This is a genomic window from uncultured Plantibacter sp., from assembly GCF_963518075.1.
Taxonomy (GTDB): Bacteria; Actinomycetota; Actinomycetes; order Actinomycetales; family Microbacteriaceae; genus Plantibacter; species Plantibacter flavus_A.
In genome coordinates this window covers 217,271-231,716 of sequence record NZ_CAUQHZ010000003.1, presented here as the reverse complement: position 1 = coordinate 231,716, position 14,446 = coordinate 217,271, and the positions used below count along the sequence as shown (strand labels likewise).

General features: G+C 69.8%; 14 protein-coding genes. 9 read left to right on the top strand and 5 right to left on the bottom strand.

What is annotated here, in order from left to right:
• Positions 1-4: 4 nt before the first annotated feature.
• On the bottom strand, positions 5-829 hold the full coding sequence (locus RWN05_RS06320; RefSeq protein ID WP_314138982.1) for a class I SAM-dependent methyltransferase: 825 nt from the start codon (positions 827-829) through the stop codon (positions 5-7).
• Positions 830-900: 71 nt separating this feature from the next.
• Between RWN05_RS06320 and RWN05_RS06315 the strand changes: the two genes are divergently transcribed.
• The 3 genes from RWN05_RS06315 (at position 901) to RWN05_RS06305 (ending at position 4,024) form a co-directional block, all read left to right on the top strand.
• The gene (locus RWN05_RS06315) at positions 901-1,650 is read left to right on the top strand and encodes a phosphoglyceromutase (protein WP_064296735.1); all 750 of its coding nucleotides are present in this window, start codon (positions 901-903) and stop codon (positions 1,648-1,650) included.
• 162 nt (positions 1,651-1,812) lie between these two features.
• Complete coding sequence (locus tag RWN05_RS06310; protein WP_079001804.1) at positions 1,813-2,676, top strand: hypothetical protein; 864 nt, start codon at positions 1,813-1,815, stop codon at positions 2,674-2,676.
• A 109-nt stretch (positions 2,677-2,785) separates the two neighbouring features.
• The gene (locus RWN05_RS06305; protein WP_314138981.1) at positions 2,786-4,024 is read left to right on the top strand and encodes a chaplin family protein; all 1,239 of its coding nucleotides are present in this window, start codon (positions 2,786-2,788) and stop codon (positions 4,022-4,024) included.
• Between the two features lie 76 nt (positions 4,025-4,100).
• On the opposite strand, the gene phoU is transcribed toward RWN05_RS06305, so the two are convergent.
• A complete protein-coding gene (phoU, locus tag RWN05_RS06300; protein WP_064296372.1) occupies positions 4,101-4,769 on the bottom strand; it encodes a phosphate signaling complex protein PhoU in 669 nt (222 codons plus the stop codon).
• Positions 4,770-4,935: 166 nt separating this feature from the next.
• On the opposite strand from phoU, the gene RWN05_RS06295 reads away from it, so the two are divergent.
• Together RWN05_RS06295 and RWN05_RS06290 are read left to right on the top strand one after the other, a co-directional pair.
• Entirely contained in the window at positions 4,936-6,102 is a 1,167-nt protein-coding gene (locus RWN05_RS06295; RefSeq protein ID WP_079001808.1) for a cell wall metabolism sensor histidine kinase WalK, read from the top strand.
• On the top strand, positions 6,099-6,782 hold the full coding sequence (locus RWN05_RS06290) for a response regulator transcription factor (RefSeq protein ID WP_064296370.1): 684 nt from the start codon (positions 6,099-6,101) through the stop codon (positions 6,780-6,782). Before RWN05_RS06295 ends, RWN05_RS06290 begins: the two co-directional genes overlap by 4 nt.
• A gap of 76 nt (positions 6,783-6,858) precedes the next feature.
• Here RWN05_RS06290 and RWN05_RS06285 read toward each other — a convergent pair whose 3' ends face one another.
• Positions 6,859-7,392, bottom strand: a complete 534-nt coding sequence (locus RWN05_RS06285) for a hypothetical protein (protein ID WP_064296369.1) — start codon at positions 7,390-7,392, stop codon at positions 6,859-6,861.
• Between the two features lie 211 nt (positions 7,393-7,603).
• Between RWN05_RS06285 and RWN05_RS06280 the strand changes: the two genes are divergently transcribed.
• Complete coding sequence (locus RWN05_RS06280; protein WP_064296368.1) at positions 7,604-8,086, top strand: CarD family transcriptional regulator; 483 nt, start codon at positions 7,604-7,606, stop codon at positions 8,084-8,086.
• A gap of 46 nt (positions 8,087-8,132) precedes the next feature.
• A complete protein-coding gene (ispD, locus tag RWN05_RS06275; RefSeq protein ID WP_314138979.1) occupies positions 8,133-9,383 on the top strand; it encodes a 2-C-methyl-D-erythritol 4-phosphate cytidylyltransferase in 1,251 nt (416 codons plus the stop codon).
• Between the two features lie 11 nt (positions 9,384-9,394).
• Here ispD and RWN05_RS06270 read toward each other — a convergent pair whose 3' ends face one another.
• Entirely contained in the window at positions 9,395-10,507 is a 1,113-nt protein-coding gene (locus RWN05_RS06270) for a winged helix DNA-binding domain-containing protein (protein WP_314138978.1), read from the bottom strand.
• 40 nt (positions 10,508-10,547) lie between these two features.
• Here RWN05_RS06270 and cysS point away from each other — a divergent pair, with 40 nt between their 5' ends.
• Together cysS and rlmB are read left to right on the top strand one after the other, a co-directional pair.
• Positions 10,548-11,999, top strand: coding sequence for a cysteine--tRNA ligase (gene cysS, locus RWN05_RS06265; protein ID WP_314138977.1), 1,452 nt, complete (start codon positions 10,548-10,550; stop codon positions 11,997-11,999).
• Positions 11,989-12,999 carry a 23S rRNA (guanosine(2251)-2'-O)-methyltransferase RlmB gene (rlmB, locus tag RWN05_RS06260; RefSeq protein WP_137242092.1) on the top strand — a complete coding sequence of 337 codons (1,011 nt, stop codon included), beginning with the start codon at positions 11,989-11,991 and terminating at the stop codon, positions 12,997-12,999. The genes cysS and rlmB overlap by 11 nt, the downstream gene beginning before the upstream one ends.
• Before the next feature lie 96 nt (positions 13,000-13,095).
• Here rlmB and RWN05_RS06255 read toward each other — a convergent pair whose 3' ends face one another.
• Complete coding sequence (locus RWN05_RS06255; protein WP_064296363.1) at positions 13,096-14,376, bottom strand: DUF4032 domain-containing protein; 1,281 nt, start codon at positions 14,374-14,376, stop codon at positions 13,096-13,098.
• Positions 14,377-14,446 lie beyond the last annotated feature (70 nt).

Below are 14,446 nucleotides of genomic sequence, written 5' to 3'. Positions count from 1 at the left end.
ACACTCAGTCCGTCGGGGAGGGATTCGGGGCGACAGCCGACCACGGCAGTGTCAGCTCGCCGAGGCGCCAGCGGCTGCGGCCGGCCAGCACCGGCCACCCGCTGTCCCGAAGCGTCCCGACGGTCGCCAACCAGCGCTGGACCGGGCTGTAGACCGCCAGGGGTGCGTGCATCCGCCAGGCGCGGTCGAGGTCCGTCATGAGCGCATGGACCCGTTCGCCCGGTACGTTGTGGTGGATCAGCGCCTTCGGCAGTCGTTCGGCCACGATGGACGGCAGCTCGAGGTCGGCGAGCCGCAGACTGATGGAGAACGACTCAGCACGCCCCTGGTCGTCGACCGCGATCCAGCTGGACACCCGTCCGATCTCGTCGCACGTCCCTTCGACCAGCACACCGCCGGGCTGCAGCCGCGACGCCATGAGACGCCAGGCCCCCGCGACCTCGGCTTCGTCGTACTGCCGGAGTACGTTGAACGCCCGGATCACCGCGGGGCGGTCGTCGCCGGTCGGCACCTCGAACCCTCCGCGTGCGAAGGAGACCGCAGCCGTCGGCGTGAACCGGGTCGTGCCTGTACGCACCTGCTGCAGCTGCGCGTCGGCGGTGCGGACGCGCCCCGGTTCGATCTCGAACCCGATGACCCGTACGTCGGGTCGTACGGCGAGCAGTCGGTCGTGCAGTTCGAACGCCGTGACGCCGCTCGCGCCGTAGCCGAGGTCCACCACCAGCGGGTTCGTCGTCCGTCTGAGCGAGGGGTGGGCCGCGACCCAGCGGTCCACCCGCCGAAGCCGGTTCGTACCGGTCGTCCCGCGGGTGATCGATCCGACGGGCATGGACCCATTCTCCCTCACGGAGCGGGGTCATCGTCCACCTCGCGGTCATGCGCCGTCGGTATGCTGGGGACATGCCTGAGACTTACACCCTCGTCCTGCTGCGCCACGGCAACAGCGACTGGAATCAGAAGAACCTGTTCACCGGTTGGGTCGACGTCCGACTCAGCGAACTCGGCGTCACCGAGGCCAAGCGTGCGGGCGAGCTGCTCGCCGACTCCGGCATCACCCCGGACGTGCTGTACACCTCGGTCCTCTCCCGCGCGATCCAGACGGCGAACCTCGCCCTCGAGACCGCCGACCGCATGTGGATCCCGGTCAAGCGCAGCTGGCGCCTCAACGAGCGTCACTACGGAGCGCTGCAGGGCAAGGACAAGGCGCAGACGCTCGCCGAGTACGGTCCGGAGCAGTTCCAGACCTGGCGTCGTTCCTTCGACGTGCCGCCGCCGCCGATCGCCGATGACGACGAGTGGTCGCAGGCCGACGACCCCCGGTATGTCGGGATCGACGGCGAACTGCCCCGCACCGAGTGCCTGAAGGACGTCATCGACCGGATGCTGCCCTACTGGGAGTCCGACATCACGGTCGACCTGGCTGCCGGCAAGACCGTCCTCGTGACGGCGCACGGCAACTCGCTCCGCGCCCTCGTGAAGCACCTCGACGACATCTCGGACGACGAGATCGCCGAGCTGAACATCCCCACCGGTATCCCGCTCGTCTACGAGCTCGACGCGGACTTCCGTCCGGTCGCCCCGGCTCGCTACCTCGATCCCGAGGCCGCGGCAGCAGGCGCCGCCGCCGTCGCGGCGCAGGGGAAGAAGTAGCGGAAACCCCACCAAACCACCGCCCCGGTCGGGAGCACGGCTTGGCGACATCGTCGCCGAACATCCTCCTGACCGGGGTTTTCCATGTCGAAAAAAAGGGGTTGAACCGCCTCGGGGTTGGGCGTACAGTGACTGCACTGTAACCCGATTGGGGGGATACGCATGGAGCAGTCGACCGACGGCACCCGTTTCCCCCTGTGGCGCGCCCTGGCGCTCGGTGGCTTCGCCGCCGCGGCGTTCACGGCGATAGCCCTCTTCGGGTCGCCGTCCTCCGCGCATGCCGACGACGGTGCCACCGATCCGTCGCTCTTGGGCGCGGTGACCGAGGTCGTCGGCTCGCTCGAACACCCCGTCAGTGCTGTCGTCGAGGTCGTCGACGTCGTCGACACCACCGTGCTCGAACCGGTGGTCGACGTCGTCGACGAGACCGTCGCAGCGGTACCGGTCGTGAACGACGTCGTCGAGGAGACCGTCGGCACAGCACCCGTCGCCGCGATCGTCGATCCGGTCGTGCAAACGGTCGACCAGACGCTGACCGGCGTCGCCGATGTCGTCGCCGCGGTCCCGGTCCCCAGCACGCCGATCATCGATCCGGACGTCCCAGCGCTTCCGCAGGGCCCGGCAGAGGACGTGTCGGCCACCGACTCGACCGCCGTCGGCGCGATCCTCCCGACCACCATCCTCGGACCGCCGTCCGTCCAGCAGGACGACTCGACGATCGTGTCGGGCGGCCAGGATCGCGAAGACACGTCGTTCACCACGGCCGTGCCCGCTGCCGTCGGATCGTCCAGCCTCCCCGCCACCCCTGCGGACCTTCCGCTGCTGCCGGACGCCGACGGCCGCTGGGCCGTCACGCCGAGTGGCTCCGGGTCCTCCGGCTCCGGTGGTGCCGTCGGCGGTCCCGCAGCAGCCGAACAATCGAGCTCCGTCATCCTCCCTGCGCCCGGCGACGACCGTCGCGGACCCGCGCGAGACGAAGACCTCCCGGCTTCACCCACGTTCCCCTCCGATACCTCTCCTGACTGACCCGGACCACTCTGCCGTTCGCGGCGGAGGCCCGCCCACTGGGCGGTTCAACGGTCCGAAGCCTCCCGACCACGGGAGCACATCAGTCACTCTGCAAGGAGCAGGAATCATGAATTCGTATGTCAAGAAAGGCCTCTACTGTGGCCTGTTCGTCGCGGGACTCACGTTCCTCGGCGCTACGGCGGCCAACGCCGACACGTCCGGGGACGACAGCATCCTCGGCGGAACCCTCGTCGACGTGGTCCTCGAGGCCCCCGTCGAGATCGTCGACACCGCGGTGAGCGTCGTCGGTGATTCGTCGGCGACGTCCGCACCGGAGGCGGCACCGGCGCCTGAGCCGGAACCCGCACCGGAGCCCGCACCAGCACCGGAGCCCGCACCGGTACCCGAGCCCGCGCCGGAGCCGGCCCCGGCCGCCACCACCAGTGGTGACGACAGTGTCGCGGGCGGGAACCAGGTCCAGCTGCCCGTCTCCATCCCGGTGACGGTCGAGGACAACGCGATCTCGATCATCGGCGATGCCGAGCAGTCGGGTTCGACGTCCGGACCGGCGGCTGGGGAGTCCGCCTCGCCGGTCACCGACGAGGCCACCACGTCCGGTGACGACAGTGTCGCCGGTGGGAACCAGGTGTCTCCGGTGGTGACCGTTCCGGTCACGGTCGGTGGGAACGCCATCTCGCTGTTCGGTGATTCGAGCAGTGAGCAGGCGGGTGAGCCTGCCACGTCGGGTGGTGCGGCTGTTCCGGCGGCGCCGTCGACCACGACCGGTGACGACAGTGTCGCCGGTGGCAACCAGGTCCTCGGCGACATCGGGCTCCCGATCTCCGTGGTGGGCAACGCCGTCAGCGTGATCGGCGACTCCGAGTCGACGGGCACCTCGGCCTCCGCTCCGGTATCGTCCGGTGGAGGCACGTCGACCACCGGTGGTGACGACAGCCTCGGCGGTGGGAACCAGATCGACCTCGGCCTGGAGCTGCCGATCACGATCGGCGGCAACGCGATCTCCGTGATCGGGGACAGCGAGACCGCAGGTCCCGGGACGATCGATCCCACCACTCCGGTGGACCCGACCGACCCTACGGACCCCACGGACCCGACCGACCCGACGGACCCCACCACCCCGGTGACCCCCGTCGTGCCGACGGTCCCCGCCACGGTGATCACCACCGGGACGGCGGCGTCCTCGACCGGCTCGGACACCACGGCCTCGGCCGCACGTTCAGCTGAGCCGACGCTCGCCGACACCGGCAGCGCTGCGGGCCAGCTCCTGCCGCTCGCCGGCCTCGCCACGGTCCTCGGCCTCCTGCTCCTGGCAGGCGGCGCGATCACCCGTCGTCGGATGAGCTAGTCCCGCACGAACGGACGAGCGGTGCCGACCCGGTCTCGGGTCGACACCGCTCGTCGGGGTGTCCGGGATCAGCTGGTCAGTGGTGCACCGGCGTGGTCGCCTCGGGGATCCAGTCGCCGGTCGCGAGGTACTGGACCTTCTTGGCGATGGATACGGCGTGGTCGGCGAAGCGCTCGTGGTACCGGGAAGCGAGGGTGGCGTCGACGGTCGCGACGGGCTCACCCTTCCAGGTGTCGCCGAGGACCTTCTCGAAGACGCTGGCGTGCAGCTCGTCGACGTCGTCGTCGTCGTTGCGGATCTCGTCGGCGATGCGCGGGTCCTGGGTGCGCAGCAGTTCGGTCAGTTTGCGGGCGATCGAGACGTCGAGTCGACCCATCTCGGCGAAGGTGGTCCGCAGGCCCTTCGGCACCGCCTTGTCGGGGAAGCGGTACCGCGACAGCTGGGCGATGTGCTCGGCCATGTCGCCCATGCGCTCGAGCGACGCGCTGATCCGAAGCGCGCTCACGACGATGCGCAGGTCGCGCGCGACCGGCTGCTGACGGGCGAGGATGTCGATGGCGAGCTCGTCGAGTTCGATCGCGAGCTGGTCGATGCGGTTGTCGTTGGCGATGACCTCCTCGGCGACCGCGACGTCCGAGTTGCCGAAGGACTGCGTCGCCTTCTCGATGGAGATCGTGACGAGTTCGGCGATCTCGACCAGGCGATCCTGGACCTCTCGCAGTGACTGCTGGAATACCTCGCGCATGGCTCTGGGTGCCGTCCTTCCGTGACCTGGCGGTGGGCAGGCAGACGCCCGCTCCGCCGATGATGCCGAACCAAGGTTAACAGTTGGGGCCACAAGCGTGAACAGTCGTCGAAGTGGCGGGGTATTCGCGAGTTCGCCGTTCGGCGGACTGAGTAACGTAGTACCCATGGACACCATGTGGTTGGTGCTGATCGCCCTGGCACTCGGCCTCATCGTCGGAGGCGGTTTCGTCGCCCTCATCACCCTCGCCTTCCGCCGCGGAGAGCGCGCCGCGACGGTCGTCAACCCGGTCGTCCCAGACGGGGTCGACCAGGTGCTCGAAGCCCTCGACAGCGCGGGCATCGTCGTCGACCCGTCCAACAACGTGCTGAAGGCCTCCCCGGGGGCGTTCGCGCTCGGGCTGGTGCGCGACCGCGTGCTCGACAACCAGGAGCTCATCGACCTCGCGCTCGAGGTCCGACGCACCGGCGAAGCCGTCACGAGCGATCTGGAACTCGCGCTCGGGCGCTTCGGCGAGGCCACCCGCCACCTGCGCGTGCGGGCGGCGCCGCTCGGGTCTCGCTTCATCCTCCTCCTGGCCGAGGACCACACGGAGGCGCGTCGACTCGACGAGGTCCGCCGGGACTTCATCGCGAACATCAGCCACGAGTTGAAGACGCCGATCGGCGCCATCGGGCTCCTCTCGGAAGCGCTCGACACGGCGGCCGACGACCCGGAACGGGTGAAGCGGTTCGCCAGCCGGCTCTCGACCGAATCACAGCGACTCACCCGGATGACGGCCGAGATCATCGACCTCTCGCGGTTGCAGGCGGCCGACGCCCTCCATCAGCCGGAACTCGTCCGCCTCGATCGGGTCATCGCCGCGGCGGTGGACCAGAACCGTGTGCCGGCCGAGGCGACCGGGGTGGCGCTCTCCCTCAAAGGCGGTAAGAACCTCGAGGTGTACGGTGACGAGGCCATGCTCGTCGTCGCCGTGCACAACCTCATCTCGAACGCCATCCACTACTCGCCCACCGGCGCACACGTGGGTGTCGGCGTCCGCGCGGTCGACGACGTCGTCGAGATCGCCGTCACCGATCAGGGCGTCGGGATCGCCGAAGAGGACCGCGACCGGGTCTTCGAACGGTTCTTCCGCGTCGACCAGGCGCGGTCCCGCCACACGGGCGGCACCGGCCTGGGCCTCAGCATCGTCAAGCACACCGTCCAGAACCACGGCGGCGAGGTGAAGGTCTGGTCGCAGCTGGGCCGTGGCTCGACGTTCACCATCCGCCTTCCCAGAGCAACGACCCCGCCGGAGGACCTGTCCACCGGCACGGCAAGGAGTACCCCGTGACCCGCATCCTGCTCGTCGAAGACGAAGCGTCTCTGAGTGAACCACTGAGCTACCTGCTCGAACGGGAGGGGTACGAGGTCGAGGTGGCGGAGGACGGTCCCTCGGCGGTCCAGGCCTTCACGGCTCGCGGCGCTGACCTCGTGTTGCTCGACCTCATGCTCCCCGGCATCCCCGGGACGGAGGTCTGCCGTCAGATCCGCGCGGTCTCGAGCACGCCGATCATCATGCTGACCGCGAAGGACTCCGAGGTCGACATCGTCGTCGGGCTCGAGCTGGGCGCCGACGACTACGTCACGAAGCCCTACTCGACCCGCGAGCTGCTCGCGCGGATCAGGGCGGTGCTGCGACGCCGGGTCGAGGCGGACCAGGCGCAGGAGGAGGTGCTGCTCGAGGCCGGCACGGTCCGGATGGACACCGAGCGCCATGTCGTCGAGGTCAACGGGGCGCCGATCCCGATGCCGCTCAAGGAGTACGAGCTGCTCGAGCTGCTCCTCCGGAACGCCGGACGGGTTCTCACCCGTGGTCAGCTGATCGACCGGGTGTGGGGGAGCGACTACTACGGCGACACCAAGACGCTGGACGTCCACATCAAGCGCATCCGTTCCCGGATCGAGGCGAACCCCTCGGAACCGGTGATGCTCGTGACCGTGCGTGGGCTCGGCTACCGCTTCGAGGCCTGACGCAGGTCCAGGACGGACGAACGCCCCGCAGCTTTGAAGAGGTGCGGGGCGTTCGTCCGTGTGGGGCGACGGAGCGTTATTCGGTCGGCTCCGTGGTGGGCGTCGCGAGCGGCGTCGGCGTCTCGGTGGGCTCATCCGTCGGCAGCGGCGTCGGGACGAGCGTGGAGTACTCGAGCAGCTCACCGGTGAGGACCGGCACACTCGCCGTGGCGCCCGTCTCGTCGCCGTACTGGAAGAAGACGTCCACGATCGCTCCGGGCTGGACGCCGAGGGACTCGATGCGCAGGGGGTCGTTGGCTCCCGAGCCGTCGAACGTCGTCAGGCCGGGCTCCGCGAGGACCTGGAACTGCTCGTCCTTGCCCTCGATCTCGATGAGCACCGTGTGGGCGCGGTCGTCGCGGTTCGCGACGCTGAAGACGAGGTTGCCGGTCTCGCCGTCGTCGGAGACGACGATGGCGTTGCGGACGGCCACCGAGCCGACGGTGACACCGACGCCGTCCGAGGCGTCGTACTGCTTCAGGGTCGCCTGCGGCGCGATGAGGTTGCAACCGCTCATGCCGAGTGCGACAGCACCCGCGACGACGATGGAAGCGATGAGACGCGCCTTCACAGAACCCTCCAAGATGTGGTGGCCCCGGGCGCAGACGAGTGACAGGTGTCCCGGGATCCGGATTCGAGTCTAGCCCACGGCTGCGGAGGGGCGTGGCAGGGTCGCCGACCCGTGATCGATCGGTTCACCACCCGGTCCGCTGGGCACCCGGTACCCGGCTCTGATCAGGGGTCCCGTGGTATTCTGGGAGACGCTGAAGGGACCGAGACCCATGATCTTCGAAGTTGGCGAGACCGTCGTCTACCCGCACCATGGCGCCGCGACCATCACCGAGGTGAAGACCCGCATCATCAAGGGCGAGGAGAAGCTCTACCTGAAGCTCCGCGTCACCCAGGGCGACCTCATGATCGAGGTCCCGGCCGAGAACGTCGACCTGGTCGGGGTGCGCGACGTCATCGGACGCGAGGGGGTCGACCGCGTGTTCGACGTACTCCGTGCGCCGTTCACCGAGGAGCCGACGAACTGGTCCCGCCGCTACAAGGCGAACCTCGAGAAGCTGGCCTCGGGCGACGTCATCAAGGTCTCCGAGGTGGTCCGCGACCTGTGGCGTCGCGACCAGGACCGAGGGCTCTCAGCAGGAGAGAAGCGGATGCTCGCGAAGGCCCGCCAGATCCTGGTCTCTGAACTGGCATTGGCGGAGCAGACCGACGAGGAGCAGGCGTCGTCCGTCCTCGATGAGGTCCTCGCCTCCTGAGCCGACCGTCCGTTCGGGCTGGGCGCCCGAGAAGTAGGCTCGTGGCATGACTGCGATCGACGAACCGGGTGCCGTTGCCGACCCCTCCATGGACGGCCCGGCCGTCGGCGTGATCGTCGTGGCGGCGGGCAGTGGGACGCGCCTCGGTGCCGGGATCCCCAAGGCGTTCGTGTCGCTCGCCGGCAGCACCGTGCTCGAACACGCGCTCGCCCCGGTCTTCCGCCTGCGCGACGCGGTCCAGGTCGTCGTCGTGGTCCCCGCGGATCGCGTCGGTGAGGCTGAGACGATCGGTCGTCGCGCGGCGGGGAAGGCGGCCGACCACCTCCGTGTCGTCGCCGGAGGCGACACGAGACAGTCCTCCGTCCTCGCCGGACTCGCCGCCCTGTGGCCGGGAGTCCGCACGGTGCTCGTCCACGACGCCGCACGGGCACTCACCCCGACCGACCAGTTCGAACGGGTGATCGACGCCGCGGAGCGGACGGGGTGGGGCATCGTGCCGGGGCTCGCGGTGACCGACACGATCAAGCGGGTCGACGCGAGCGACCTCGTCGAGCAGACCGTGGATCGGGCCGCGCTCCGAGCCGTCCAGACACCGCAGGCGTTCCCGCGTGATGCCCTCGTCGCGGCCTTCCGCGTCGCCGAAGACCGCCTGGCAGCGGCCACCGACGATGCGGCGCTCTACGCGGACGCCGGACACCCCGTGCTCACCGTCGGCGGCTCGGAGGCGGCGTTCAAGATCACGACCCCGTGGGACGCCCAGCGTGCGGAGCGACTTCTGGCGGACCGGGAGCGGGACCAGGAGCACGAGGTGGGCGCACGGCCGACCACCTCGATCAGGACCGGCATCGGCATCGACGTCCACGCCTTCGCCGACGACGGCGAGCTGAGCCTCGCCGGCCTCAGCTGGCCGGGGGAACGGCCGCTGGCCGGACACAGCGACGGGGATGCGGTCGCCCACGCCATCGTCGACGCCCTGCTGTCCGCTGCCGGCCTCGGCGACATCGGCTCCATGTTCGGCACCGACGACCCCCGCTTCGCCGGGGCGAGCGGCGAGGTCTTCCTGCGGGCGGCGGTCGAACGGCTGCACGCTGCGGGCTTCGTCGTCGTCAACGTCGCGGTGCAGCTCGTCGGCAACCGCCCGCGGTTCGCGCCGCGTCGGGCGGAGGCGGAGGGCGTGCTGAGCGCGCTGGTCCACGGACCGGTCAGCGTCGCGGCGACGACCACGGATGCGCTCGGGTTCACCGGCCGCGGCGAGGGCGTCACGGCCATCGCCACCGCCCTCGTCGAGCGCCGCTGACGGGTCGGTCCTCAGTCGGCGGACGTGCCCTCGTCGACCGACGCACCGAGCCCGAGGAACCGCCCGTATTCGCCAGCAGCTCGTCGGAACCCCGCCTGCACCCGCTGCGACAGCGGTTGGAACGGCGTCGGGGTGACGACGACGCCGGTCGCACTCGTCCGTCGGCGCCAGGTGCCGACGACGCGCCCGTCGACGGTGATCATCGGGAGGAAGATGCCGTTCGCGCCGGGCACGATGCGGTCTGCGAACGCCGCCGGGAGCGTCAACTCGCGGTCGCGGTAGCCGAGGAGCAGCTCGTCGAATCCGGGCAGTGCGAGCACCCGCGGTGGTCGTGGAGCAGCTGAAGGTCCGATGCCCTCGGCGGTCGACCAGCGGGTGACCCCGTCGCGCGACTCTGAGACCAGCCGTCCGGCGGCCACCTCGACGCCGCGTTTCGCCTGGGCGACGGTGAGCTTCGACCACCAGGTGAGGTCGGCGATCGTCGACGGGCCGTGGCCGGTGAGATACCGGACGACGAACTCCCCGAGCGCCTCGTCGGCCTCGAGTACCCGCGGGGCACGGATCCACTCCTCGCTCAGGACGAGTGCCTGTTGTCTCCCCGCGGGCGGTCCCCAGCAGACCACGCCCGACATCGCGAGTTCCATGATGAGGTGTGAGCCTCGTTGTCCGTCGATCGGGATCCCGGCGTCGGTGTGGGCCGTCAGCAGCGCATCCCTCGTCACGCGCCGATGCCCGCTGAGCAGTCGCTCGGTGAGCGCACGCGAGCGTGAGAAGGTCTCGGCGTCCAGCCCGAGCTGACGGTGTCTGGCCGCGATCGTCGAGCGGACCCGCGGGACACCGAGTCCGAGCAGCCACCCGAGGTCCTCGGCGGCGACGAGATGCAGGGTGCCGCGCATCGGCCAGGACCGGACGATCGAACCGTCCTCGAGCGCCGTGAGCACCTCGGCCATCGTCGTGCCGCTCGACCTGACGCCGACCGCCCACAGCGACGAAGCGAGGTCCTGGGCCTGGACCGCGAGCAGCTGCGAGACCGCAGCCGTGGGGGAGTGGTGATGGCTCCCGTCGAGGAGCTGTGCCGCGAGTCGCGCGCGGAGAACCTGCTGGTCGTCGCGTCCCGTGGTCATGGGACCATCATGCCCCGACGACGGCGGCTAGTCTGGTCTCGTGGCCCTCCGACTCTACGATTCGAAAACGCAGTCCCTCCGGGACTTCGTGCCGCTCCGCGAAGCCGAGGCGGGGCTGTACGTCTGCGGACCGACCGTGCAGTCCTCTCCGCACATCGGGCACCTGCGCAGCGCGCTCGTCTACGACCAGCTGCGACGCTGGCTGACGTCCTCCGGGCTCCGAGTCACACTCGTCCGCAACGTCACCGACATCGACGACAAGATCCTCGCGAACGCCGCCGCCGGCGTCGAGGGCGGCTTCGCCCAGCCCGGCGAGGAGTGGTGGGCGCTCGCCTACCGGTACGAACTCGAGTTCACGGCCGCCTACCGCGCCCTGGGCATCCTGCCGCCGAGCTACGAGCCACGCGCGACGGCGAGCATCCCGGAGATGCAGGAGCTCATCGAGCGGCTCATCGACGCCGGGCACGCGTACCCGGCCCCCGACGACTCCGGCGACGTCTACTTCGACACCGCCTCATGGAGCCGCTACGGCGAACTCACGCGGCAGAGCGCCGAGCACATGGAGGCCGCGACCGACGCCGACCCGCGCGGCAAACGCGATCCCCGCGACTTCGCGCTCTGGAAGGGCACCAAGCCCGGGGAGCCGCGCTCGGCGAGTTGGATGTCTCCGTGGGGCGAGGGACGGCCCGGCTGGCACATCGAGTGCTCGGCGATGTCGACCAAGTACCTCGGCGAGGAGTTCGACATCCACGGCGGCGGACTCGACCTCCGCTTCCCCCACCACGAGAACGAGCTCGCCCAGTCGAGCGCAGCCGGCGACCCCTTCGCCCGGTACTGGTTGCACAACGGGCTGGTCGCCGTCACGGGCGGGCAGAAGATGTCGAAGTCCCTCGGCAACTCCGTCTACGCAGCCGACCTCCTGGCAGCAGCCCGGCCGCTCGTCGTCCGGTACTACCTCGGTGCAGCGCAGTACCGATCGACACTCGAGTTCCATCCGGGCGCACTCGCCGAGGCCGAGGCCGCACTCGGACGTGTCGAGGGCTTCCTCGATCGTGCCGCCCGCGCCGACCTCCTCACCGAGACGACCACGGCCGCCAGTCGAGCGACGCTCCCGGCCGCCTTCGTCGAGGCGATGGACGACGACCTGAACATCCCCCGCGCGCTCGCCGTGTTGCATGACGCCGTGCGCGTCGGCAACGCCGCCCTCGACGGCGGCGACCTGACGACGGCGCGCGAGCGTGCCGTCGCCGTCCTCGACATGACCCGGGTGCTCGGCATCGACCCGACCGACCCCTCGTGGTCGTCGGGCGCCGACCCCGTCACTCACCGATCCCTGTCCGCACTCGTCGAGCGTCTGCTCGTCGATCGCGCGGACGCCAGGGTCGCCAAGGACTTCGCAGCGGCCGACCGGATCCGCGACGAACTCACAGCGGCTGGGATCACCATCGAAGACACCCCGTCCGGAGCACATTGGAGTATCAGTGGCAAGTAAGCCTTCCCGCCCGACCGGGCCGAAGAAAGCGAAGAAGGGTCCCACCAAGGGCACCGGCGGCCTCGGCCGTAAGGCGCTCGAGGGTCGTGGACCGACCCCCAAGGCCGAGGACCGCGCCTGGCACCCGGCCGGCAAGCGGAAGGCCGCGCAGGAGCGCTACGCGGCTTCCGGCGGCACCGGCAAGCCAAGGCAGGCGGCCGGCCAGAACGGACGCCCGTCCACGAACGGCCGGACCAAGCAGAAGTCGAGCGACGAGTCCGAGGTCGTCACGGGCCGCAACTCCGTCCTCGAAGCGCTCCGCGCGAAGATCCCCGCCACCACGCTGTACGTTGCGACCCGCATCGAGATGGACGACCGGGTGAAGGAGGCGCTCAGCATCGCCACCCGACGCGGGATCCCGGTGCTCGAGGTCATGCGTCCGGAGCTCGACCGCATGGCCGGCTTCGACGGCGTGCACCAGGGCCTCGCCATCAAGGTGCCGCCCTACGAGTACGCGCACCCCATGGAGTTGCTCGACCAGGTCATCTCCCGTGGCGAGAACCCGTTGTTCATCGCCCTCGACGGCATCACCGACCCCCGGAACCTGGGTGCGATCATCCGATCGACCGCAGCCTTCGGCGGTCACGGCGTGATCCTGCCGCAGCGCCGGAGCGTGGGCCTCACCGCCTCCGCGTGGAAGACCTCGGCAGGCGCGGCGGCTCGGACGCCGGTCGCGATGGCCGCCAACCTCACCCAGACGCTCAAAGCGTTCAAGGAGCGCGGTGTCTTCGTGATCGGCCTCGACGGCGACGGCGACGTCTCCCTCCCGGGGCTCGAACTCGCCGATCAGCCGATCCTCGTGGTCGTCGGCAGCGAGGGCAAGGGCCTGTCCCGCCTCGTCACCGAGACCTGCGACGCGGTCGTGTCGATCCCGATCTCGGCCTCGACCGAATCGCTCAACGCCGGGATCGCGGCCAGCGTGACGCTGTACGAGATCGCGCGTCGCCGGAACGCCGAGTAGGCCACCGGCGCTCGCACCGCACGAACGAGGACAGGCCCTCGGAACGGATCTCCGTTCCGAGGGCCTGTCTGTCATCAGCCGAGGTGTCGGACCCGATCAGACGAGGTCTCGCCAGTCGACCGGTCCGGTCATGGCGGCGGGGATGCTGATCGCCTCGGTCGGCGGCACGATCATGGTCGCCTCGTCGCGGCGGTGTCGCAGGACGGTGTTCACGTAGGAACCGACGGCTTCCGCGAGGGGGATGTCGCGACCCTCGTTCTGCGCGAGGAACCAACGGTGCTCCAGAAGTTGGTGGAAGATCTCGGCGGGCTCGAGCTTGCCGCGGAGTTCGCGGGGGATCGCCTTCACCACCGGCTCGAACACGCGGATGAGCCACTCGTGCGCCGCCATCTCCTCGTCGAACCCGTCCTTCCCGAACGAGGCCGAATACGCGTCGAGGTCGTTGAGCAGGCGCCTCGCCTGGTTCTCGCCCGCGTCGAGACCGGTGAGCCGCAGAAGACGGCGCTGGTGATGCCCGGCGTCCACGACCTTCGGCTGGATCCGCACGGTCGAGCCCTCGTCGGTCGTCTTGATCGCGAGTTCCTCGATGTCGAAGCCGAGTTCGTTCAGGCGGTGGACGCGCTCGGTGATGCGCCAGCGCTCGGACGCGTCGAAGGACTCTGAGCCCGTGAGCTCCTTCCAGAGCGAACGGTAGGCGGCGACGATGCCGTTGCTCACGGTGACCGGGTCGAGCTCGGCGTCGGCGCGTCCGCCGGCCTCGAGGTCGAGGAGCTCGCCGGCGATGTTCACGCGGGCGATCTCGAGGTCGTTCTCACGCTGCCCGTTCGACAGGCCGCCCTCGTAGAGCTTGCCCGTCTCGGCGTCGACGAGATAGGCGGCGAAAGCGCCCGCGTCGCGCCGGAAGAGCGTGTTCGACAGCGACACGTCGCCCCAGAAGAAGCCGACGATGTGCAGGCGGACGAGGAGGACGGCGAGCGCGTCGACGAGACGGGTCGCGGTGTCGGGCCGGAGGGTGCCCTGGAAGAGCGCGCGGTAGGGGAGTGAGAACTTCAGGTGCCGCGTCACGAGCACGCTCGGCAGCTCTCGGCCCTTGCGGTCGCTCCGGTTCGTGATGACCGCGAGCGGGTCGACGCAGGGGATGTCGAGGCGCTGCAGGGTGCGCAGCATGTCGTACTCGCCCTTCGCCATCTCCGCGGTCGTCTCCTTGACGGCGATGACGTAGCCGGACAGGTTCGCGAACCGGACGAGGTGGCGCGAGATGCCCTTCGGGAGCGAGGCGATCGCCTCATTCGGCCAGTTCTCGAGGGGGAGCTCCCAGGGGAGGTCGAGCAGCGCCGGGTCGACGGTGGCAGCGGTGATGTTCAATGCGCCGGACATGGTGCGGAGCGCTCCTCGGGGATCGTCGTGCAGAGACTGGACAAGCGAAAACGACGATGGCCGAGCGATC

Coding starts and splice junctions, on each gene's coding strand:
- RWN05_RS06270 (WP_314138978.1), bottom strand. CDS start 10,507: ATGACCACGGGACGCGACGACCAGCAGGTTCTCCGCGCGCGACTCGCG.
- RWN05_RS06295 (WP_079001808.1), top strand. CDS start 4,936: ATGGACACCATGTGGTTGGTGCTGATCGCCCTGGCACTCGGCCTCATC.
- RWN05_RS06310 (WP_079001804.1), top strand. CDS start 1,813: ATGGAGCAGTCGACCGACGGCACCCGTTTCCCCCTGTGGCGCGCCCTG.
- RWN05_RS06315 (WP_064296735.1), top strand. CDS start 901: ATGCCTGAGACTTACACCCTCGTCCTGCTGCGCCACGGCAACAGCGAC.
- RWN05_RS06305 (WP_314138981.1), top strand. CDS start 2,786: ATGAATTCGTATGTCAAGAAAGGCCTCTACTGTGGCCTGTTCGTCGCG.
- RWN05_RS06280 (WP_064296368.1), top strand. CDS start 7,604: ATGATCTTCGAAGTTGGCGAGACCGTCGTCTACCCGCACCATGGCGCC.
- RWN05_RS06320 (WP_314138982.1), bottom strand. CDS start 829: ATGCCCGTCGGATCGATCACCCGCGGGACGACCGGTACGAACCGGCTT.
- RWN05_RS06255 (WP_064296363.1), bottom strand. CDS start 14,376: ATGTCCGGCGCATTGAACATCACCGCTGCCACCGTCGACCCGGCGCTG.
- ispD (WP_314138979.1), top strand. CDS start 8,133: ATGACTGCGATCGACGAACCGGGTGCCGTTGCCGACCCCTCCATGGAC.
- phoU (WP_064296372.1), bottom strand. CDS start 4,769: ATGCGCGAGGTATTCCAGCAGTCACTGCGAGAGGTCCAGGATCGCCTG.